The sequence below is a fragment of the Nesterenkonia sp. AN1 genome (genome assembly GCF_000582475.1).
In the GTDB taxonomy this organism is placed as follows: Bacteria; Actinomycetota; Actinomycetes; order Actinomycetales; family Micrococcaceae; genus Nesterenkonia; species Nesterenkonia aurantiaca.
On sequence record NZ_JEMO01000014.1, the window covers coordinates 148370 to 169051 of the forward strand.

The 20682-nt window shown below is 68.9% G+C and carries 19 protein-coding genes; 10 read left to right on the forward strand and 9 right to left on the reverse strand.

Translation table 11 applies throughout. The features are described 5' to 3' along the window. Positions 1 to 83: 83 nt before the first annotated feature. Entirely contained in the window at positions 84 to 974 is an 891-nt protein-coding gene (locus BG28_RS07910) for a sulfurtransferase (RefSeq protein ID WP_036475530.1), read from the forward strand. Then, entirely contained in the window at positions 971 to 1444 is a 474-nt protein-coding gene (locus tag BG28_RS07915) for a SufE family protein (protein WP_036475531.1), read from the forward strand. The genes BG28_RS07910 and BG28_RS07915 overlap by 4 nt, the downstream gene beginning before the upstream one ends. On the opposite strand, the gene BG28_RS07920 is transcribed toward BG28_RS07915, so the two are convergent. After that, the gene (locus tag BG28_RS07920) at positions 1389 to 2783 is read right to left on the reverse strand and encodes a S9 family peptidase (RefSeq protein WP_235181029.1); all 1395 of its coding nucleotides are present in this window, start codon (positions 2781 to 2783) and stop codon (positions 1389 to 1391) included. The two genes, BG28_RS07915 and BG28_RS07920, sit on opposite strands and share 56 nt — an antisense overlap. A gap of 45 nt (positions 2784 to 2828) precedes the next feature. Here BG28_RS07920 and msrB point away from each other — a divergent pair, with 45 nt between their 5' ends. The 6 genes from msrB (at position 2829) to BG28_RS07950 (ending at position 9102) form a co-directional block, all read left to right on the forward strand. Beyond that, complete coding sequence (msrB, locus tag BG28_RS07925; protein WP_036475532.1) at positions 2829 to 3245, forward strand: peptide-methionine (R)-S-oxide reductase MsrB; 417 nt, start codon at positions 2829 to 2831, stop codon at positions 3243 to 3245. 3 nt (positions 3246 to 3248) lie between these two features. Further along, the gene (locus BG28_RS07930) at positions 3249 to 4307 is read left to right on the forward strand and encodes a low specificity L-threonine aldolase (RefSeq protein ID WP_235181030.1); all 1059 of its coding nucleotides are present in this window, start codon (positions 3249 to 3251) and stop codon (positions 4305 to 4307) included. A gap of 119 nt (positions 4308 to 4426) precedes the next feature. Next, the gene (locus BG28_RS07935) at positions 4427 to 5044 is read left to right on the forward strand and encodes a DUF3000 family protein (protein ID WP_036475625.1); all 618 of its coding nucleotides are present in this window, start codon (positions 4427 to 4429) and stop codon (positions 5042 to 5044) included. A 19-nt stretch (positions 5045 to 5063) separates the two neighbouring features. After that, entirely contained in the window at positions 5064 to 6293 is a 1230-nt protein-coding gene (locus BG28_RS07940) for an HRDC domain-containing protein (protein WP_036475627.1), read from the forward strand. A 106-nt stretch (positions 6294 to 6399) separates the two neighbouring features. Then, a complete protein-coding gene (locus BG28_RS07945) occupies positions 6400 to 8571 on the forward strand; it encodes a 3-hydroxyacyl-CoA dehydrogenase NAD-binding domain-containing protein (protein ID WP_051501169.1) in 2172 nt (723 codons plus the stop codon). A gap of 99 nt (positions 8572 to 8670) precedes the next feature. Then, positions 8671 to 9102, forward strand: a complete 432-nt coding sequence (locus BG28_RS07950; RefSeq protein WP_036475533.1) for a Rieske (2Fe-2S) protein — start codon at positions 8671 to 8673, stop codon at positions 9100 to 9102. 7 nt (positions 9103 to 9109) lie between these two features. Here BG28_RS07950 and BG28_RS07955 read toward each other — a convergent pair whose 3' ends face one another. The 7 genes from BG28_RS07955 to dut form a co-directional block, all read right to left on the reverse strand. Further along, complete coding sequence (locus BG28_RS07955; protein WP_051501170.1) at positions 9110 to 9601, reverse strand: hypothetical protein; 492 nt, start codon at positions 9599 to 9601, stop codon at positions 9110 to 9112. Between the two features lie 2 nt (positions 9602 to 9603). Further along, entirely contained in the window at positions 9604 to 11631 is a 2028-nt protein-coding gene (gene dxs, locus BG28_RS07960) for a 1-deoxy-D-xylulose-5-phosphate synthase (RefSeq protein ID WP_036475536.1), read from the reverse strand. Between the two features lie 166 nt (positions 11632 to 11797). Beyond that, positions 11798 to 14617 carry an aconitate hydratase gene (locus BG28_RS07965; RefSeq protein WP_036475537.1) on the reverse strand — a complete coding sequence of 940 codons (2820 nt, stop codon included), beginning with the start codon at positions 14615 to 14617 and terminating at the stop codon, positions 11798 to 11800. A gap of 127 nt (positions 14618 to 14744) precedes the next feature. Further along, complete coding sequence (locus tag BG28_RS07970) at positions 14745 to 16277, reverse strand: class I SAM-dependent RNA methyltransferase (protein ID WP_051501171.1); 1533 nt, start codon at positions 16275 to 16277, stop codon at positions 14745 to 14747. 7 nt (positions 16278 to 16284) lie between these two features. Next, positions 16285 to 17079, reverse strand: a complete 795-nt coding sequence (locus BG28_RS07975) for a DUF3159 domain-containing protein (RefSeq protein ID WP_051501172.1) — start codon at positions 17077 to 17079, stop codon at positions 16285 to 16287. Further along, complete coding sequence (locus tag BG28_RS14415; RefSeq protein ID WP_051501173.1) at positions 17069 to 17995, reverse strand: DUF3710 domain-containing protein; 927 nt, start codon at positions 17993 to 17995, stop codon at positions 17069 to 17071. The genes BG28_RS07975 and BG28_RS14415 overlap by 11 nt, the downstream gene beginning before the upstream one ends. A 31-nt stretch (positions 17996 to 18026) precedes the next feature. Beyond that, the gene (gene dut, locus BG28_RS07985; protein WP_036475538.1) at positions 18027 to 18467 is read right to left on the reverse strand and encodes a dUTP diphosphatase; all 441 of its coding nucleotides are present in this window, start codon (positions 18465 to 18467) and stop codon (positions 18027 to 18029) included. 61 nt (positions 18468 to 18528) lie between these two features. Between dut and BG28_RS07990 the strand changes: the two genes are divergently transcribed. Then, entirely contained in the window at positions 18529 to 19056 is a 528-nt protein-coding gene (locus tag BG28_RS07990; protein WP_051501174.1) for a DUF3093 domain-containing protein, read from the forward strand. Positions 19057 to 19134: 78 nt separating this feature from the next. On the opposite strand, the gene BG28_RS07995 is transcribed toward BG28_RS07990, so the two are convergent. Continuing rightward, positions 19135 to 19434, reverse strand: a complete 300-nt coding sequence (locus BG28_RS07995) for a DUF4193 domain-containing protein (protein WP_036475539.1) — start codon at positions 19432 to 19434, stop codon at positions 19135 to 19137. Positions 19435 to 19821: 387 nt separating this feature from the next. Between BG28_RS07995 and sepH the strand changes: the two genes are divergently transcribed. Then, a partial coding sequence (sepH, locus tag BG28_RS08000) for a septation protein SepH (protein ID WP_152539247.1) occupies positions 19822 to 20682 on the forward strand: 861 nt, incomplete at its 3' end.

Here is a 20682-nt window from a genome sequence, read left to right on the forward strand (position 1 = left end):
CACTCTACCCACGACTGCGTGTTTCACCGGCTGATTCCCTATCCTGGAAGGTGACCCAGTGACGACGGAAGGTTCTGAGCATCATGACCGAAGAAAAAGACTTCTCCCAGTACGCCCACCCCGACGCCCTGGTCTCCACCGACTGGGTGGCCCAGCACCAGGACGACCCGTCCGTGGTGCTGTTGGAATCGAACGAAGATGTGCTGCTCTACGAGACCGGCCACATCCCCGGTGCCCAGAAGATCGACTGGCACACCGATCTCAACGACCCGGTCACCCGCGACTTCCTGGGCCCGGAGCAGTTCGCCGCGTTCGCCTCCGCCAAGGGGATCACCCCTGAGACCACCGTGGTCTTCTACGGGGACAAGTCGAACTGGTGGGCCGCCTACGCCCTCTGGGTCTTCACGCTCTTCGGCCACGAGGACCTGCGCCTGATGGACGGTGGCCGGCAGAAGTGGGCCGCCGAGGGCCGCGAGCTGGTCACCGAGGTGCAGGCCCCGGCCGCGGCGGAATACCCCGCGCCGGCGCAGCGCGATGACTCCACCTTCCGCGCGTTCCGCGAGGATGTCCTCGCCCACTTCGGCAAGCCGATGATCGATGTGCGTTCACCCCTGGAGTACTCCGGTGAGCGCACCCACATGGAGGGCTACGAGCAGGAGGGCGCGCTGCGCGGAGGCCACATCCCCTCGGCCGCCTCGGTCCCGTGGGCCAAGGCCGCCAACGAGGACGGGACCTTCCGCTCCCGCGCCGAGCTGGAGGCGATCTACACCGAACAGGCTGGCCTCGGGGCCGCCGAGGAGGTCATCGCCTACTGCCGGATCGGGGAGCGCTCCTCGCACACCTGGTTCGTGCTGCAGCACCTGCTCGGCTACGACAACGTCCGCAACTACGACGGCTCCTGGACCGAGTGGGGCAACGCGGTCCGGCTGCCGATCGCCACCGGCGATCAGCCCGGTGCGGTGCCCGGCGCATGAGCCAGACCCCGAACTCGACGCTGCCCGCGCAGCTGACCGAGGTCATCGAGGAGTTCGCCGAGCTGGAAGATCGGCAGAAGCTGGAACTGCTGCTTGAGTTCTCCCGCGAGCTGCCGGAGCTGCCCGAGCGCTACCTCAACAGCTACGACCAGATGGAGGAGGTGGTGGAGTGTCAGTCCCCGCTGTTTCTGACTCTGGAGTACGACGACGCCGCCGGGACCGCCGCGATCTTCTTCGCCGCTCCCCCGGAGGCGCCCACCACACGGGGCTTCGCGGCGATCCTGCATGAGGGGCTGAGCGGTCTGCGCTTCGAGGAGATCCTCGCGGTGCCCGAAGACCTCTCGGAGCGTCTGGGCCTGTCCAAGGCGATCACACCGCTGCGGCTGCGCGGGATGACCGCGATGCTGGGCCGGATCAAGCGGAATATCCGGGCTCACCAGGCCGGGTCTGCCCCGGGGCAGCCCGGCTGAACAGGTCGGTGACCCAGTCGATGACCGTGGCGTCCCAGCGCTGCGGATCGTGGTTCCATTCCTTGACGTGGCGGGCCTGGGCGAAGGAGACATAGGTGACCTTCGGGTTCTTCCGGGCGAGATCCCGGGAGGGCCCGTAGGGCACGATGTTGTCATCGACGCTGTGCATGATCAGCACGTGGTCGCGCAGCTGCTCGGCCCGGTCGATCCAGTTCATCGCCTGCAGGTCCACCGGAGCGGCGAGCCCGGTGACCCTGCGGCCGCCCGGGTTGGAGATGAACCACTGGCCCAGTCGGCCCACCGCGTCGGGGATCCGGTTGGCCTTGGCCTGGTGGGCGAGCACGTCCATCCAATCGATCACCGGGCCGGTGAGCACCAGGCCCCGGATATAGGCGGCGTAGCGTGACCGGTCGGCGGTCTGCAGGCTGATCGCCCCGCCCATGGACCAGCCGAAGAGCAGGATGTCCTGCGCCCCGCGCTCCAGGGCGAACTCGATGCCGGCCTCGACGTCCTCCCATTCGGTGACCCCCAGGCCGTAGCGGCCGTCGGCGGCGGCCGGGGCCTCGCCGTCGTTGCGGTAGGAGATCAGCAGCGTCTCGGCGCCCAGCGCCGAGGTGGCCGCCAGCGCCCGGATGCCCTCGGTGCGGTTGCTGCCTCGGCCGTGGACCCCGATGGCCCAGACGTTGCGCCCGGTCAGCGGGCCCTGATGATCTGCGGGCAGGCCCGCGGCCACCGGCTGCGGCGCCACGTGCCAGGCCGGTGAGGGTCCGCCCGGAAGCGTGATGACCACCTCCTCGCTCTCGAAGCCGGCATCGGCCGGGTTCAGGTAGACCACCGAGGTCCACCAGCCGCGCACCGCGGTGCGCAGGTCCCCGCCGTAGACCTTCTGCACCGGACGGGTCACCGTTCCACCCTTGGGCTCCAGCGCGATGATCGGCCCGATCCGCGCCAGGGAGCGGCCGCCGTGGAAGAACAATCCGTAGGTGCCCTCCACCACGGTCTCCGCGGTGATCGGCAGGATCACCTCGTCGCCCTCGGGACCGCGGGTCACCGCGAGGATCTGGAGGTCCTCGGCCCGCTCGCGCACCGGGGTGACCACGGCGCGGGCAAAATAGCCGGCGAGCCCGGAGGCCGCGGCAGCCAGGGTCATCCCGGCTGCGAGCCCGGTGCCCACTCCCAGGGTCGTGGCGCGGATCCATGGGGTGTGCCCCGCGGTGTGCCTCGGGGTGTGCCCCACCGCTCCGCGCCGAAGCCGTCTGGTCCAGGTGTGTGCCACCCGTGGGACCAGCGCCTTCGCCTGAGTCGCTGCAGCACCGGGTTCATTCAACCGTGACGTCATGCGGCTCAGCTTACGCGGGCGCGCGGAACGTGATGAGATGGGGACATGAGTGAGAACCAGAACACCGGAACCAGCGCCGATGAGTGGCGCGAGAAGCTCACCCCGCAGGAGTTTCAGGTGCTGCGTCAGGGCGGCACCGAACGTGCCTATACCGGGGAGTACTGGGACAACAAGGCGGCGGGAACCTACTCCTGCCGGGCCTGCGGTGCGGCGCTGTTCACCTCCACCGAGAAGTTCGACTCGCGCTGCGGCTGGCCCAGCTTCTTCGAGCCCGCCGGCGACGCGAACATCCGGTATCTCAGTGACACGTCGATGGGTATGGAGCGCACCGAAGTGCGCTGCGGCTCCTGCGACTCCCACCTCGGACACCTCTTCACCGGTGAGGGCTTCGACACCCCCACCGACCAGCGCTATTGCATCAACTCCATCTCCATGGACTTCACCGAAGCCGCTGAGAGCTGAGCGGTGCAAGACACCGAGACTCAGCCCCGGCTGCTGGATGCCTCCTTCGCCTCTGACAACGTCGCCGGGGTCTCCCCCGAGATCCTGCAGGCGCTGAGCCGGGTCAACGCCGACGCGGCGCTGCCCTACGGCGCCGATCCGGTGAGCGCCCAGCTGCGCGAGGTGATCAAGGAGACCTTCGGCGCTCGCGCGGAGATCCTGCCGGTCTTCAACGGCACCGGCGCCAATGTGGTGGCGCTGCAGGCGTTGCTGCCGCGCTGGGGTGCCGCGATCTGCTCCGCCCAGGCCCACGTGAACAACGACGAGGGCGCCGCACCGGAGCGCCTGGGCGCGGTCAAGCTGCTGCCCCGCCCGACCGCGGCCGGGAAGCTCACACCGGCAGACATCTACGCAGAGTCCAAGGCGTTGGGCTTCGTCCACGCCGCGCAGCCGCTGGCCGTCACCCTGACCCAGTCCACCGAGCTCGGCACGGTCTACACCGCGCAGGAGATCGCCGAGGTCGCCGAGGCGGCCCACGCCCAGGGCCTCGGGGTGCACCTGGACGGGGCCCGGATCTCCAATGCGGCCGCCGCTCTGGGATGCTCGCTGGCCGAGATCACCACCGCGGCCGGGGTGGATGTGCTCAGCCTCGGCGGGACCAAGAATGGCGCGATGGCGGCCGAGGCCGTGGTGGTGATCGACCCCGACCGGGTGGCGGGCACCGATTTCATCCAGAAGTTCTCGATGCAGCTGGCCAGCAAGCAGCGCTTCGTCTCGGCGCAGCTGCTGGAGCTCTTCGGCACTGACCTCTGGCGGCGCAACGCGACCCACGCCAATGCACAGGCCGCGAAGCTCGGGGAGGCGCTGGCCCAGGTGCCGGGGGTCACGCTCTCGCGGCCCACCGAGGTCAACGCCACATTCCCGGAGGTGCCGGTCCGGGTGGCCGAAGCGCTCCGCGACCGATACCTGATCCACGTCTGGGACACTGCGGCCAGCGGCGACCCGGTGCTGCGGATCATGTGCTCCTTCCAGACCACCGACGCGCAGATCGAGGCGCTGGTGGAGTGCGCGCGGCGCGCCTAGCACGGCAGGCTGATCGTTGTTCCTAATCTGGGGGCGTGACAGCTTTCGGTCCTATAGGAGGACCCGACCAGCAGAGCGCAGCCGGTGGCTCCTCCCAGCCGCCCCATGGTGCCACCGGCATCGAGGGTCTGCCCGAGGCGTTCCTGTGGGCACTGGGCAGTCTGCGCCACGCCTCCCCGCGACCAGAGGCGCTGGTCCAAGAGGTGCCGGCCCCGTCCAGGCTGGCGCCCTTCGCCGTAGCGCTGCGCGCCGAGGTGCATTCCGACGGCGGCCTCGCCCTGGGCTCCCACCCGGTCACCCGGCTGCACCCGCAGCCCGAGGACACCGAGGTGCTGGCCACCGGTCGCTTCATCCTGCTCCATGACCCGGCAGGCCAGCAGGCCTGGGGCGGGACCTTCCGGGTGGTGATCTATATCCGCGCCGAGCTCGACGCCGAGATGGGCAATGATCCGTTGCTGGCCTCCGTGGCCTGGACCTGGCTCTGTGATTCCCTGGCCCAGCACGGGGTGGAGTACAGTCATGCGGGCGGCACGGCCACCCGGATCCTCTCGGAGAGCTTCGGAAGCATGGAGAACCGGCTGCCGAGCAACGATGTTGAGCTCCGCGCCTCGTGGAGCCCCACCGGACACGGGTTCGGGTCCCACCTGCAGGCGTGGGCCGATATGGTCTGTTCCTTCGCGGGACTTCCGCCGCTGCCCGATGGAGTGATCGCCCTGCCACATATCAGGAGGAGCTGACGCAGTGCCGGAGACCTCGATGGACTCCCCCGACCAGGGGCCGCCGCCGCTGCTGACCGAGCCCGAGGACGGGGTCCCCTTCGTCATCGACACCGACCGGGGCCTGCAGCGCTGCGCCGATGCGCTGGCCGCCGGCACCGGCCCGGTCGCGGTGGACGCCGAACGTGCCTCGGGCTTCCGCTACGGACAGCGCGCCTTCCTGGTCCAGCTCAAACGCGAAGGCTCCGGGCTCTGGCTGATCGACCCGGAACCGTTCACCACCCTGGCCCCGGTGCAGGAGGCCCTCGACGGCGTCGAGTGGATCCTGCACGCCGCCAGCCAGGACCTGCCCTGCCTCGCCGAGCTGGGCATGCACCCGCACAGCCTCTTCGACACCGAGCTCGCCGCCCGACTGGGCGGGCTCCCCAGGGTCAGCCTCGGCGCCGTGGTGGAATCCCTGCTCGGGGTCCGCCTGGCCAAGGAACACTCGGCGGCGGACTGGTCGCGGCGTCCGCTGCCGCAGGACTGGCTGCGCTACGCGGCCCTCGACGTGGAGCTGCTGATCCCGCTGCGTGCGAGCCTCACCGAGCTGCTGGACGAGCAGGACAAGCTGGGCTGGGCCGAGCAGGAGTTCGAACACCTGCGCACCCACCGCCCGGTCACGGTCCCGCGCAGCGAACGCTGGCGCAAGGCCACCGGGGTGAACCGGCTGAAGTCCCCGCGCAAGCTCTCGGTGCTGCGCGAGCTCTGGGCCGCCCGGGAGAACATGGCCGAGTCCAAGGACATCGCCCCCGGACATATCCTGCCCGACTCCGCACTGGTCGCCGCGGCCGACGCGGTGCCGCGCACCGTGCCCCAGCTGCTCTCGATCAAGGGCTTCTACGGCAGGGCCGCCAAGCGCGAGGCGCCCAAATGGCTGCGCGCGATCGAATCCGGGACCAAGAGCCCCGAGGCACCGGAGTCCAAGCGCCGTGCCGCCGGCCCGCCACCGCCGCGGACCTGGAAGGACCGCAACCCGCTGGCCTTCCGCCGCTACCGCACCGCCCGGGACTGGTTGAACCACCGCGCCGAGGAGCTCGACCTCATGCCCGAGACCCTGCTGACCCCGGCGGTGCTCAAACAGCTCTGCTGGACCCCGCCGAAGGTCCTGGACCTCGACGGCGTCAGTGCGGCGCTGGCCGAGCTCGGCGCCAGGCCCTGGCAGATCGAGCAGTGCGCCGCCATCGTCACGGTGGCCCTGCTGGACCCGGAGCCGTTGGAGAGCTTCTGAACGCCGAGGCGTGGGTTTCGCCGTTGGTTACTCATGGGTAGGATGTGAGCTGAGACTCACCCCAGGCGCGGTTGCCCCGCGCCGACCCACGTCACGGAGGCAGCACATGACATCAGCGCACCCACCCGAGGTCCCGGCCGAGATCCCCGCAGCGGCCCTGGACTTCTCCCGCTTCGCAGACCTCGCGGAGGCCTTCAGCGATGAGGTCATCACCCACTCCCGCGCCGAGGACGTCGTCCTGCCCGAGGGCGCCGGAACGCTGGTGCTGATCCGCCTGGACAATGACCACCCCAAACGCCCCTCCACCCTGGGCCCGAGCAGCCTGATCCAGTTCGGTGAGGTCCTCGCCGCCGCGCTGCCGCGAGCCCAGGCCGGAGAGATCGCCGGCATCGCGGTGATCGGCAAGCCCGGGGTGCTCGCCGCCGGAGCCGACCTCGGCGCCGCCGAACGCGTGGAGTCTCGGGACCACTCCACCGCGATGGCTGATCTGGGCCATCACGCCTATCGGCTCCTGGAGGACTTCCCGGTGCCCAGCTTCGCGTTCATCAACGGCACCGCGCTGGGCGGCGGACTCGAGATCGCGCTGGCCGCGCAGCATCGCACGGTCTCCACCGCTGCCAAGGGCATCGGTCTGCCCGAGGCGTTCCTGGGCCTGGTTCCAGGCTGGGGCGGGATCTACCGCCTCCCCCGGCTGATCGGCCCCGAGGCCGCCGCAGAGGTCATCTTCAACAACGCGCTGAACAACAACCGCACGCTCACCGGGAACAAGGTCCACGCTCTGGGCATCGCCGATGCGCTCTTCGAGGCGGAGGACTTCGAGGCCGAGAGCCTCGGCTATGCCGCGCGGATCATCAGCGGCGACCCCGCCACCGCGCAGCAGCTCACCGCGCACCGCAGCCACGACTTCTCCGCCGAAGCCTGGGCCCGCGCCGTCGAAGCCGCCGAGCGCACCGTGGCCACCAAGCTCGGCCCCTCGGCGCCGGCTCCGCGCCGCGCGCTGGACCTTTTCACCCAGGTGCCCGAGCGCACCCGGGAGCAGAGCCGGGCCGCCGAGTGCGAGGCGCTGGGCGATCTGATGCTCACCGATGAGTTCCGCAACACCGTCTACGCCTTCCTGAACCTGCTGCAGAAGCGCGCCAAGCGTCCAGCCGGGGTCCCCGCCGTCGAGCCGCGCAGCATCACCAAGGTCGGCGTCGTGGGGGCCGGACTCATGGCCTCGCAGCTGGCCATGGTCTTCGCGGCCCAGCTGCAGGTCCCGGTGGTGCTCACCGACATCGACCAGGCCCGGGTGGACAAGGGGCTGGCCCACATCGCGGCCCAGCTCGAGAAGCAGGCGAGCCGGGGCCGGCTCACCCAGGAGCAGGCCGCAGGACTGCGCGGACTGATCACGGGCTCCACCGACAAGTCCGTCTACGCCGACGCCGACTTCGTCATCGAGGCGGTGTTCGAGGAGATCAACGTGAAGAAGCAGGTCTTCGCCGAGCTGGAGGCGATCGTGCCGGCCGAGACCATCCTGGCGACCAACACCTCCTCGCTCTCGGTCACCGAGATGGCCGCTGACCTGCAGCACCCGGAACGGGTGATCGGCTTCCACTTCTTCAACCCGGTGGCCGCCATGCCGCTGATCGAGATCGCCCGGGCCCCGCAGACCGCCGATGAGCCGATCGCCACGGCCTTCGCCCTCGCCGCGGGGCTGCGCAAGACCCCGGTGCTGACCAGCGACTCCACCGCGTTCGTGGTCAATCGGGTGCTGCTGCGTCTGATGAGTGAGGTGCAGCGGGCCTTCGACGAGGGCACCGATGCCGCCACGGCGGACGCCGCGCTGAAGCCGATCGGGCTCCCGATGAGCCCGTTCACCCTGCTGGCGATGGTGGGCATCCCGGTGGCCCAGCACGTCACCGAATCGCTGCACACCAGCTTCGGGGATCGCTTCCACGTCTCGGCCAACCTGCAGCGTCTCATCGACGCGGGGGTCACCGAGATCTGGAGCACCGACGACGCCGGCCGGCCCTTCATCAAGGACAGCACCCTCGCGCTGATGAGCTTCGGCAGCTCCCCGCGCACCTCCGAGCAGCTGCTGCGCACCGTCGAAGACGCACTGGCCGAGGAGATCGGGATGATGCTCGAGGAGGGCGTCATCGCCTCCCGCCAGGACGTGGATCTATGCATGATCCTGGGCGCCGGCTGGCCGCTGCACCGCGGCGGGATCACTCCCTACCTGGACCAGGTGGGCGCCAGCGAACGGATCAACGGCCGGGCGTTCAACACCCGGGACTGATCCCCCCGTCGGCTTTTGGGCCCAGGCCCTGGTTCAGTTCCCGCACAGCGGGCTGACCCAGGGCCTGGGCCCGGTCCGATTCCTCGTAGACTGGGCACCATGACTTCGCCCTGCTGTGATCGCCGCAGATTCCTGCGCGCCTCGGCCCTGACCGCGGGCTCCGCGGCGCTGCTGAGCGCCTGTGGCGCCGATGAGGCGCCAGATCCTGCCGCGCCGAGTGTCGCCGAGGGCGGCACCTGGACCGAGGTCATGGCGCTTGCCGAGCTTCAGGTGGGGGCGAGCAGCACCGCGGAGGTCGGAGAGACCCAGCTGCTGCTGCACCGCAGCGCCGAGACCACGGTCCATGCGTTCTCGGCGGTCTGCACCCATGAGGGCTGCGCGGTGGGCACCGAGCCGGAACGCTTCGCCTGCCCCTGTCACGGCTCGATCTTCAACCTGGAGACCGGCGCCGCCGAGGGCGGACCGGCGCGCGAGCCGCTGACCCGCTACCCCGCGGAGATCGACGGAGACTCCATCCGGGTCCGGGCCTGAGGAAGGCTCAGCCGACGCGCAGCTCGATCTTCGAGGCCGGCACATCTCCGGCGCGGACCGCGGCCTTCACCGCCTCACGGGCCTTGCCCTGGTGCAGCGTCTGGATCCGCATCACCGAGGCATGGCCGCCGCTGTGCGGTTCGATCACCGGGTCGCTGAGCAGGCCCAGGCCGCGCCAGGCGAGGGTGGCGAGCACCTCTCGGTGCACCGCCCCGACGTTGCGCTGCTCCGAGGCGCTGGGGTGCTCACCCTTGAGCGGGTAGAGCAGCCGCAGTTCGATCTGGTCATCAGGGGCAGGTTCGGCGAAGCCATCTTCCCGGCACTGGGCGGTGAAGCTCTCGAGCAGCTGCTCGGCCTCCGGTGCGCTGACCTTCTCGGAGGTGAGCTTGCCGTTGGCGCCCAGCGCACCGTGGTGGATCACGAACTCTCCGGTCGCTTCGTCGTACCAGGCTTCGCGGTAGATCCAGGCCTGCTCGTCGCGGCGGTAGAGAGTGATCAATGTCAGACCTTTCGGGTACGGAGACTGGGGATCTGGCCGGTGGGGACCGGTTCACCGGGCAGCGGACGGGCGTAGGGCACCTTGGTGCCGAGTACCTGTCCGACGGCGTCCTGGGTGATCTTCTGGGCGGTGAGGCCCACTCGTTCGAGAACCTCGCCACGGGTGCCGTGGGCGAGGAACTCCACCGGGAGTCCCACCTCGTTGAGGCCGGTGTCCACGCCGGCCTCGCGCATGCTCTGACGGATGCGTGAGCCGACGCCGCCGGCCTTGACGCCGTCCTCGATGCAGATGACGGTGCGATGCCGCGCGGCCAGGGAGATCACCGAGTCCGGCACCGGGAGCACCCAGCGCGGGTCTACCACGGTGGCGCTGATCCCTTGATCCGCGAGCCGCTGCGCGACGTCGAGGGAGAGCTCGGCCATGGTGCCCACGGAGACGATGAGCACGTCGTGGGCGTAGGGCTTCTGCGCCTCGGAGGTCGCTGCGGAGCTCGCCTCAGAGGTCGCCGCGGAGCTCCACAGCACGTCCACGCCGTCCTCGAGGCGTTCGAGCGCGTCGATCTCACCGTTGACCGAGCCCTTGGAGAAGCGCAGCACGGTCGGGGCGTCGTCCACGGCCACGGCCTCGCGCAGCTCCTCGCGCAGCCGGGTGGAGTCTCGTGGGGCCGCGATCCGCAGCCCCGGGACGATCTGCAGCAGCGAGAGGTCCCACATGCCGTGGTGGCTGGGGCCGTCAGGTCCGGTGACGCCAGCGCGGTCCAGGACCACGGTGACCCCGGCGCGGTGCAGCGCGACATCCATCAGCAGCTGGTCGAAGGCCCGGTTGAGGAAGGTCGCGTAGATCGCGACCACCGGGTGCAGTCCGCCGAAGGCGAGCCCGGCGGCGGAGGTCAGCGCGTGCTGTTCGGCGATGCCGACGTCGAAGACCCGCTCCGGGTGCTTCTGCGCGAAGCTGCGCAGCCCCACCGGGATCATCATGGCCCCGGTGAGCGCGACGATGTCCTCCCGCTCATCGGCGATGGCAGTGATCTCCTCTTCGAACACCGAGGTCCAGGAGCGGGCGCCGCCGCGGTGCACCGGCTCCCCGGTCTCCGGGTCGATGACGCCCACGGCGTGGAACTGGTCGTTCTCATCGGCGCGGGCCGGGGCGTATCCCTTGCCCTTCTCGGTCAGCGCATGCACGATCACCGGTCCGCCGTAGTTCTTGGCGTCGGTGAGCGCCTCCTCCATGGCACGCTGGTCGTGGCCGTCCACCGGCCCGATGTACTTCATGCCGAGGTCCTCGAAGAGTCCCTGGGGCGCCCAGAAGTCCTTGGCGCCCTTCTTTGCCGCGTGCAGGCTGCGGTAGACCATCTGGCCCATCGGTCCGCCGTTCTGCAGCTTCTGCTTGGTGCCGTCCATGATGTTCTCGTAGGTGCGGTGGGTACGGACCTTGTCCAGGAAGTTCCGCCGCAGCCGCCCGAGCTGCTCGGCCAGCCCCCCGACGGTGGGCGCGTAGGAGCGGCCGTTGTCGTTGACCACGATGATCACGCGGCGGTCCTTGTCGGCGGCGATGTTGTTCAGCGCCTCCCAGGCCATGCCGCCGGTGAGCGCGCCGTCGCCGATCACCGGGATCACACAGCGATCGGATTCCCCGGCGAGCACGCGGGCCTTGGAGATGCCGTCCGCCCAGGAAAGCGAGGAGGAGGCGTGGGAGGACTCCACGATGTCATGCACCGATTCGGCCCGATCCGGGTAGCCGGCGATGCCGCCGGTCTGGCGCAGCGTGGAGAAGTCCTGACGCCCGGTGACCAGCTTGTGCACATAGGACTGGTGGCCGGTGTCGAAGATGATGGAGTCGCGCGGGGAGTCGAAGACCCGGTGGATCGCCAGGGTCAGTTCGACCACCCCGAGGTTGGGCCCCATGTGTCCGCCGGTCTTGGAGACATTGGCGATGAGGAACTGCCGGATCTCCGCCGACAGCCGCTCCATCTGCTCGTCGCTGAGCTTGGACAGCTCCTGCGGAGACGTGATTGTCTGCAGAATACTCATTGCAGGAGTCTACCTCTCACGGCCTGCACGGGCGGACTTTGACGGGGCCCTGACACGTTTGACGACATGTTCCGCAGACCGAAGGAGGGGCGCCCGATCCGAAGATCGAAGCGCCCCTCCTCTTATTCACCGACCGCAGCCGCTCAGCGGCTTGGGCTCAGGCTGTCTACTTCTTCACCAGCTGACGCAGCACGTACTGCAGGATGCCGCCGTTGCGGTAGTAGTCGGCCTCGCCCGGGGTGTCGATGCGCAGCACGGCGTCGAAGCTGACCTCGGCGCCGTCCTCCTTCACCGCGGTGACCTTCAGCGTCTTCGGGGTGGCGCCGTTGTTCAGCTCGGTCACACCCGAGATGGAGAAGGTCTCCAGGCCGGTCAGGCCGAGCGTGTCGGCCGACTCGCCCTCGGGGAACTGCAGCGGCAGCACGCCCATCCCGATCAGGTTTGAGCGGTGGATCCGCTCGAAGGACTGCGTGATGACCGCGCGGACGCCCAGCAGGCTGGTGCCCTTGGCCGCCCAGTCACGTGAGGATCCGGAGCCGTATTCCTTGCCGCCGAGGACCACCAGCGGAGTGCCGGCCGCCTGGTAGTTGACAGCCGCGTCGTAGACCGCTGCCTGCGGACCGCCCTCCTGGGTGAAGTCGCGGGTGTAGCCGCCCTCCACGCCGTCGAGCAGCTCGTTCTTGATCCGGATGTTGGCGAAGGTGCCGCGGATCATGACCTCGTGGTTGCCACGCCGGGAGCCGTAGGAGTTGAAGTCCTTCCGGGCCACGCCGTTCTCCAGCAGGTAGCGACCGGCCGGGGTGTCGGACTTGAAGGAGCCCGCCGGGGAGATGTGGTCGGTGGTGACCGAGTCGCCCAGCTTCAGCAGCACCCGGGCACCCTCGATGTCGGTGACATCCGAAGGCTCGAGCTTCATGCCTTCGAAGTACGGGGGCTTCCGCACGTAGGTGGAGTCCTGGTCCCAGGCGAAGGTAGAGCCCTCAGGGGTCTCCAGCTCCTGCCAGCGGTGATCGCCGTCGAAGACCGTGGCGTACTTGGAGGTGAACATCTCGGTGTCGATGGATGCGTCGATGATCTCCTGAACCTCCACCGGGTCCGGCCAGATGTCGGCGAGGAAGATCGCCTTGCCGGCCTCATCGTGGCCCAGGGGCTCGTTCTCGAAGTCGAAGTCCATGGAACCGGCCAGGGCGTAGGCGACCACCAGCGGCGGGGAGGCCAGGTAGTTCATCTTCACGTCCGGGTTGATCCGGCCCTCGAAGTTGCGGTTGCCCGAGAGCACCGAGGTCACTGCGAGGTCCTGCTCCTGGATCTTCTGTGAGATCTCCTCCTCCAGCGGACCGGAGTTGCCGATGCAGGTGGTGCAGCCGTAGCCGACCAGGTAGAAGCCGATCTTCTCGAGGTATTCGGTCAGGCCCGACTTGTCGTAGTAGTCGGTGACCACCTTGGAGCCTGGCGCCAGCGAGGTCTTGACCCAGGGCTTGCTGGCCAGTCCCTTCTCGGAGGCGTTGCGGGCCAGCACGCCGGCCGCCATCATCACGTTGGGGTTCGAGGTGTTGGTGCAGGAGGTGATCGAGGCGATCGAGACGGCGCCGTGATCGAGGTGGAACTCGCGACCGTCGGGCATGGTGACCGGGGTCGGGTTCGAGGGGCGGCCATCCACCGGGGCACCGGAGGTGTCGCGGGGCTTATCGGCCGCGGACTGCTCATCGGTGGCATCGTGGGCGGGCGCGTCGGAGGCTGGGAAGGACTCCTCGGAGGCGTCATCGACGGCTCCGTTGGTGACCGCGCCGTCCTTGGCGTAGTTGTGGATGTCCTTGCGGAACTGCTCCTTGGCGTCGGTGAGCTCGATCCGGTCCTGCGGGCGCTTCGGGCCGGCGATGGAGGGCACCACGGTGGAGAGGTCCAGCTCGAGGAACTCCGAGAAGCGCAGCTCCCGGGAGGGGTCGTGCCACATGCCCTGTTCCTTGGCGTAGGCCTCGACCAGCTTCAGCTGCTCCTCGGTGCGTCCGGTCAGCCGCAGGTAGCCCATGGTGACCTCATCGATCGGGAACATCGCCGCGGTGGAGCCGAACTCCGGGGACATGTTGCCGATGGTGGCGCGGTTGGCCAGCGGCACGGCCGCGACGCCTTCGCCGTAGAACTCCACGAACTTGCCCACCACACCGTGCTGGCGCAGCATCTGGGTGATGGTGAGCACCACGTCGGTGGCGGTGGCACCGGCGGGGATGGACCCGCTGAGCTTGAAGCCGACCACCCGCGGGATGAGCATGGAGATCGGCTGGCCGAGCATCGCTGCCTCGGCCTCGATGCCGCCCACGCCCCAGCCGAGCACGCCCAGGCCGTTCTCCATGGTGGTGTGCGAATCGGTGCCGACACAGGTGTCCGGGTAGGCGCGCAGGGTGCCCTCGACCTCGCGGGTCATCACCGTGCGGGCCAGGTTCTCGATGTTGACCTGGTGCACGATGCCCATCCCCGGAGGAACGACCTTGAAGTCGTCGAACGCGGTCTGGCCCCAGCGCAGGAACTGGTAGCGCTCGCCGTTGCGCTGGTACTCCATGTCCATATTGCGTTCCATGGCGTCGGCGTTGCCGAAGGAATCGATCTGGACGGAGTGATCGATCACCATCTCGGCGGGAGCCAGCGGGTTGATCTGCTCGGGCTTGCCGCCGAGCTCCTTGACCGCTTCGCGCATGGTCGCCAGGTCCACCACGCAGGGCACACCGGTGAAGTCCTGCATCAGGACTCGGGCGGGGGTGAACTGGATCTCGGTGTCCGGCTGCGCGTTCTCGTCCCACTGCGCCAGCGCCTTGATGTGATCGGCGGTGACGTTGGCACCATCTTCGGTGCGCAGGAGGTTCTCGAGCAGGACCTTCAGGCTGTAGGGCAGGGAGTCGTATCCCTCCACAGCGTTGAGTCGGAAGATTTCGTAGTCGGTGCCGTCGACGTTGAGGACGCCTTTGGCCCCATAGCTGTCCGCATTATTCACTCGGGACTCCTTGTTAGTTGCCAGTCGTGCCAGCCCGCGCAGATGAAAAGCCGGGCCGATGGATCGATGTTCAGTCTACTCTTTCAGATTTCTTGAGACGCCCGTCATGGGGCTTCTGGCGCGCCGTTCACCTGCGACGCGGTGCGCGGAACAACGCCACTGATTCCATATGGTGGGTGTTGGGATAGAGATCGAAGACCTTCAGGTCCGCCAGCTCCCAGCCCCGGCCCAGCAGCGACTTGGCGTCCCGGGCGAAGGAGGAGGGCTCGCAGGAGACGTAGAGGACCTCGCGCGCCCCGGCGGCGTCGATCCCGGCGATCACGCGCTCCCCGGCTCCGGTGCGCGGGGGATCCAGCAGGATCAGCTCGCGCTGGGTGAGCCGCTTGAGGACCGCTTCCACCGGCGCCTGGAGCACCTCCACCTGGGGGGTCTGCGCGAAGAGCTGTGCCGCGCTGGCGCTGGAGCCGGGCGCGCCCTCGACGCTGAGCACCGATCCCTCGGTGCCCGCGAGCTGGGCGGCCCAGGCGGTGAAGAGTCCCGCACCGGCATAGAGGTCTGCCACGGAGGCGCCCTGCGGCACCTGGGTCATCGTGTTCACCGCCTCGATGAGGCAGGACGGGGCATTGCGGTGGATCTGCCAGAAGTCCTCGGGCTGGATCTCCACCGTGGTGAGCCTCGGCGGAGCCGCGTCGGTGCCTGCCGCGGTGAGCGCCGGCAGCGGCAGCGGGAGCGGTTCGGTGATGGTGCGGGAGCCGGCGAGCACGGTGTAGCTGATCCGCTCCGGGCGCGGCGCGGACTGGTTCGCGGCGCGCGAGCCCGGACCGGAGCGCTGGGTGCGGCCTTGGCGTGCGGCGCTACGGGCGCCGCCGCGACCACGACTCGGTGCCGGTTCCGGCTGCGAGGTGGCCAAGACGATATTGGCGACCTCGGGCGCACGCTGGTGCAGCTGCAGCAGCCGCTCGGTGAGCGCCTCCTGCTCGGGCGCAGGCAGCCCGGCCCGGGTGTGCACCACGAGCGTGACCTGCGCGCCGGCGCCGGCGGCCACCGCGTCAACGCGTTCGGCGCCCTTGAAGCTGTAGCCGAAGATCCCGCTCTCGTGGATCGAGGAGACCGCGAGCGGCATCCCGCGCAGTTCGATGAGCTCGTTGCTGCGGTGCGGCTTCATGCTCAAAACACCCTCGGCCCCGACGGCGAAGCTCGCCCGGGTCCGCCAGTGCAGCCCGTGATACGGCCCGTCGGAGAGCACATCGTGGACGTGGACCTCCCCGTCCCCGGAGGCCAGCGGCAGTCGCTGATCGTGGATCGAGAATCCGCCGATCCGCTGCATGGTGTCGCGGAAGACCTGACCCTTGAGTCGACGCTGGTGCTGGTCGGTGATGTGACCGAACTCCGCGCCGCCCACCGGAAGCCGGTCGTTCTCATGGGCGCGCAGCGAATCGGCAAGCTTCCAGATGTGTCGGCGCCGGTAGTCGGAGGCGTTGAGCACCTCGACGACGTCGGCCCGCCAGTATTTCGCACCGGGCTCTCCCTCGGTGACCCGGGCCCGCACGGTCTCCCCGGGGATGGCGTGGCGCACGAAGACGACACGACCCTCGTGGCGGGCCACGCAGTGGCCACCGTGGGCCATCGGGCCGATGTCCAGCGTCAGGGTCTGCGTCATCGCAGAATCACCCTCTCTCGTCTTGGTCGGGCGCTGCGGCGGGCTTCTCGGCTGAGAGCTCGAGCGGGCTCTGCGCGGGTCGTGAGATCAACCAGCCCACCCACAGGGCCAGAGCGTAGAGCGGGATGCCCATGACCAGGCGGGCGGTGCCGAGCCCGGCCACGTCGTCGGCCAGGTAGAGCGGCACCTGGATGATCAGGCGCAGCGCCGGCACGGCGAGCAGCAGCCAGGTGGCCAGGGAATATCGACGGCGGCGCACCGGATCCCTGCGCCAGTCCAGACCTTCCCCGCGCACGATGCCGAAGAGCAGGCCGAGGAACGGCCACTTGACCAGGATCGAGACCAGGAACGCCAGCAGATAGCCGGCGTTGATCAGAAAGCCCCAGGCATAGAAGTCGCGAGCGTCCCCGGTCCGGTAGGCGACCAGGGCGCAGATCAGGATGCCGGCGAGTCCCGCCAGGGACTGCACCAGGGAGCCCTTCTGCACCAGCCGCAGCACCGCGAATCCGACGCCGATCGCCACCGAGATGATCAGCGCGGTCATCAGGTCCTCGGTGACCAGGAACGCGATCAGGAACGCGGCGGCGGGCAGCGAGGACTCCACGAGTCCGCGCACCCCTCCCACCGAGGCCAGCACATCGATCGAGCCGTCCTCGCCCGTGCGCACCCGCGACCCGGCCGCGGTGGAGAACTGCGCCGCGGCATGGGGACCGGAGTCCGGCCGCGGGTCCTGCACCGGGTCTTGAACGGAGTCCTGCTTCGGGTCCTGCTCTGGGCGTGGCTGGGCTGGGTCAGCGGACATCGCTCACCGGAGCCGCGGCGGGGTTGGGGCCGGGGGAATCATCGCGGCGCTGCGCTCGATTGCGCGGGACCACCACCCGCTTCGCCCCCTCGGGAGGCTGCAGCCGCAGCAGCTCGCGCGGAGGCAGCGGGTCGTCACCGCGGACCACGACGATCTTGGCGAACAGGTCCTCGACCGCACGGGCCGCCGATGCGTCGATGGCGCCGCGGCCACCGACCACCCCGCGCAGGAACCAGCGGGGACCCTCGAAGCCGATGAAGCGGGCCACGCGCCAGCCCTTGCGGCCGTCCTGCAGCACGGTGGGCACGCGTGCCGCGAGCTCCTTGCCGAAACGACCGTCGACCCGCTTGACCTTGCCGCTCTGCTTCATCACCGACTCTTCGATCTGATCCAGCACCTCACCCCAGGTCCCCCCGGACTTCGGGGCGGAGAAGGGCTGGACCTGAATGCTCGCCTGGTCGACCATGATGGTCAGCGCGACCACGCGCTTGGTCTTCTGGTCGATGTCCAGCCGGACCTGCTGGTTCTTCGCGGCCGGGACCAGCAGCGCACCGAAGTCCAGGTAGCCCTTCTTGGACTCCAGCTCACGGGAGTCCCGCGGCACTGCCAGCGGGGTGGCCTCGGTGACCGGCTGCGCCACGGGGGTGACCGGGGCCGCGGCGGCTGCGGGGTCGGAGTCCGTGGCTGCGGTGTCGGTGGGTGCGGTGTCGGTGGGTGCGGCATCCGTGGTCTCGGCGTCGGAAGCCTGAGCCTCGGACGGTTCCGTCGAGGCTGGTTCCGTCTGGGCAGGTTTCGCTGCTGGCGCCTCTGCTGATGGTGTCTGGGCCGGTGGTGTCTGGGCCGGTGGTGTCTCTGCCGGGGCAGCGTCTGTCTCCGGTGCCTGCGTCGCTGGGGTCTTCTTCTTGCCGAAGAGCATGCCTGTCCTCCTGGTCGGTTCTGCGCTGTTGCTATCGCCCGGTGGAGCCGAAGCCGCCCGCACCGCGATCGCTGGTCTCGAGATCGTCCACCAGGGTGAAATCGGCCTGCTCCACCTTCTGCAGAAGCAGCTGAGCGATCCGATCCCCACGGGCGAAGTGGACGGTCTCACGGCGGTCCGTGTTGAGCAGGCACACCTTGATCTCCCCACGATACCCAGCGTCTACGGTCCCTGGGGCATTGACCACTGTGATTCCGTGGCGCACGGCCAGCCCGCTGCGCGGATGCACCAGGCCGACCCAGCCCTGGGGCAGCGCCAGCGCGACCCCGGTGGGGACCAGTCGGCGCTCCCCCGGTTCCAGGCTGAAGTCTTCGGAGGTCAGCAGATCCGCTCCGGCGTCACCGGGATGGGCATAGCGCGGGAGGTCGAGGCCCGGGTCAAGCTGCTTGAGTGGTACTGAGATGCGATTCACAGCCTTGAGTGTACCGTCGCGGTCCCGACGATTCCCCAGCCGGACATGCGACGATAGTGCCATGAGTGACGAGAGTTCCAAGAGCGGCGAAGCTTCCTCCACCCGCGCGGACGTGGAGGCCGCCCCGATCTATACCGAGAAGCTGTGGCCGGCCTGGTGGCTTTGGGTCGCCGGGGTCATGCTGGGCGCGTCGATCTCGCTGATCTTCTTCCCGATCAGCGTCACCTTCGGGGTGCTGACCGTGTTCATCGGCATCGGCCTGGTGATCTTCGGGCTGATCATCACCACCCCGACCCTGGAGGTCACTCCGGGGTGGCTGCGGGTGGGCCGGGCTCGGATCCAGACGGTGCATCTGGGCCGGATCGTGGCGCACACCGGAGATGCCGCGCGGGAGCAGCTCGGACCGGGCTTTGATGCGAGCTCCTATCAGTGCATCCGGGGCTGGATCGATCCGGTCATCACCGCGCAGATCATCGATCCCAAGGACGCCACCCCGTATTGGATCTTCTCCACCAGAAAGCCGAACGCCGTGCTCTCCGCGTTGGGCTCCGCAGAGCCCGTGCAGGAGCACGGCGTCAGTTTCGAGTGACCGGTGATTCTAGAGGACTCGGATGCCCTCAGTCCGTCGGCGGCTGAGGGTCACCAGGTCCGCCTCGCTGCGGAGCGCTCAGCCCTCGCAGTCCTTGCAGAAGAACATGCCGTTCTCCTCGCGAGCCACCTGGGAGCGGTGACGCACCAGGAAGCAGGATGAGCAGGTGAACTCATCCGACTGGGCGGGCAGCACGCGGACCTGCAGCTCCTCATCGGAGAGATCAGCGCCTGGGAGCTCGAACCCTTCAGCGGCCTCGGTCTCGTCCTCGTCCACCACTGAAGACTGCCGCGAGGTGTTCCGGTTCTTCAGCTCCTCGATGGAATCTTCGCTGGTTTCGTCGTCGTTCTTCCGCGGGGCGTCGTAATCGGTTGCCATGAGAGGTGCTCCACACTCCGAATTCTTGAGATCGAAGCGCTCGTTGACCGGCTTCGGGTTGAAGCTGATTGAGCGCGATTTCCCTGTGGCGTGGCCCCCTGCCGGACCAGGCTGTTGCCCGGCCCGCAGAACACGTGGGAAATTCTGGTCGGACAGATTGTGTCCCATCCGGATCACAGGACCAAATCCTGATCAACCGTTGAGCCCTGGGCTGACACGGAGGGGCTCGGAACACAGCTGGCAGGTGCGGATGAGGACCAAAGAATGTCACGGGCCGACCGATTGAGCAATCCTTCCAGGAGTGGTTGAGCACCTCGAGAGTTTTTTGAACCGCCCCGCGATACAGTGGCCGCAATAGCCACCAGCTCGTTCTTCGGAGGAGCCCAAATGCAGCACCTGCGCATCGTCGGGGTCAATGACGAGGAGAACATGGCGCAGCTCATCCTCTCCGACGACTCAGGGCAGGAGTTCTCGCTGCCGATCGATGAGGCCCTGCGCCACGCCGCGACCCGGCCCCCCGTCCGGCCCTCCCAGGCCAGACCCGCCACAAGTCCGCTGACTCCTCGTGAGATCCAGGCGCGGCTGCGCGCCGGGGCCACCGTGGACCAGGTCGTGGCCGCCTCGGGACTGACCACCGCGCATGTGGACCGCTATGCCGGACCGGTCCACGCCGAACGCTCGTACATCGCCCAACGAGCCCGCACGACCCAGGTTGCACCTGCCTCGGCCGCCGAGGCGCATCGCCTGGCCTTCGGCGATGAACCCGCCAATCTCGAGGACATGGTGAACGTCCGGCTGCGCGCTATGGACGTGGATCTCACCACTCTGAGCTGGGACTCCTGGCGCCGGGAAGACGGTCTTTGGCAGATCACCTGTGTCTTCGACGTCGACTCCTCGGCCACTCACGGTGCCGGCATCGGCCTCAAGCCCCCCGCGGAGTGGAGCTTCCAGCCGGTCACGCGCCAGCTGCGAGCGGTCAACCGGTGGGCTGAGTCGCTCAGCGAGCTCTCCGCGACGGTGCCGACCCCGCGGAGATCCGAGTCGGAGCCCCAGGGCGCCACCTCGGGCACCGGGAGACGGCTGAGCGCCGTGGACGCCGTGTTCAACGTAGAGGAGGCCGCCGATCCACGCGGACTCGGCGCGACCTCCGGCACAGCCGGTCCGGCCGCTGGACGCCCGCAGACAGAGGCAGGCCCCCGAGGCGCGCGTGCCTCCGTGCCGAGTGCTGGCGCCGGGTCCCGTGGCGAG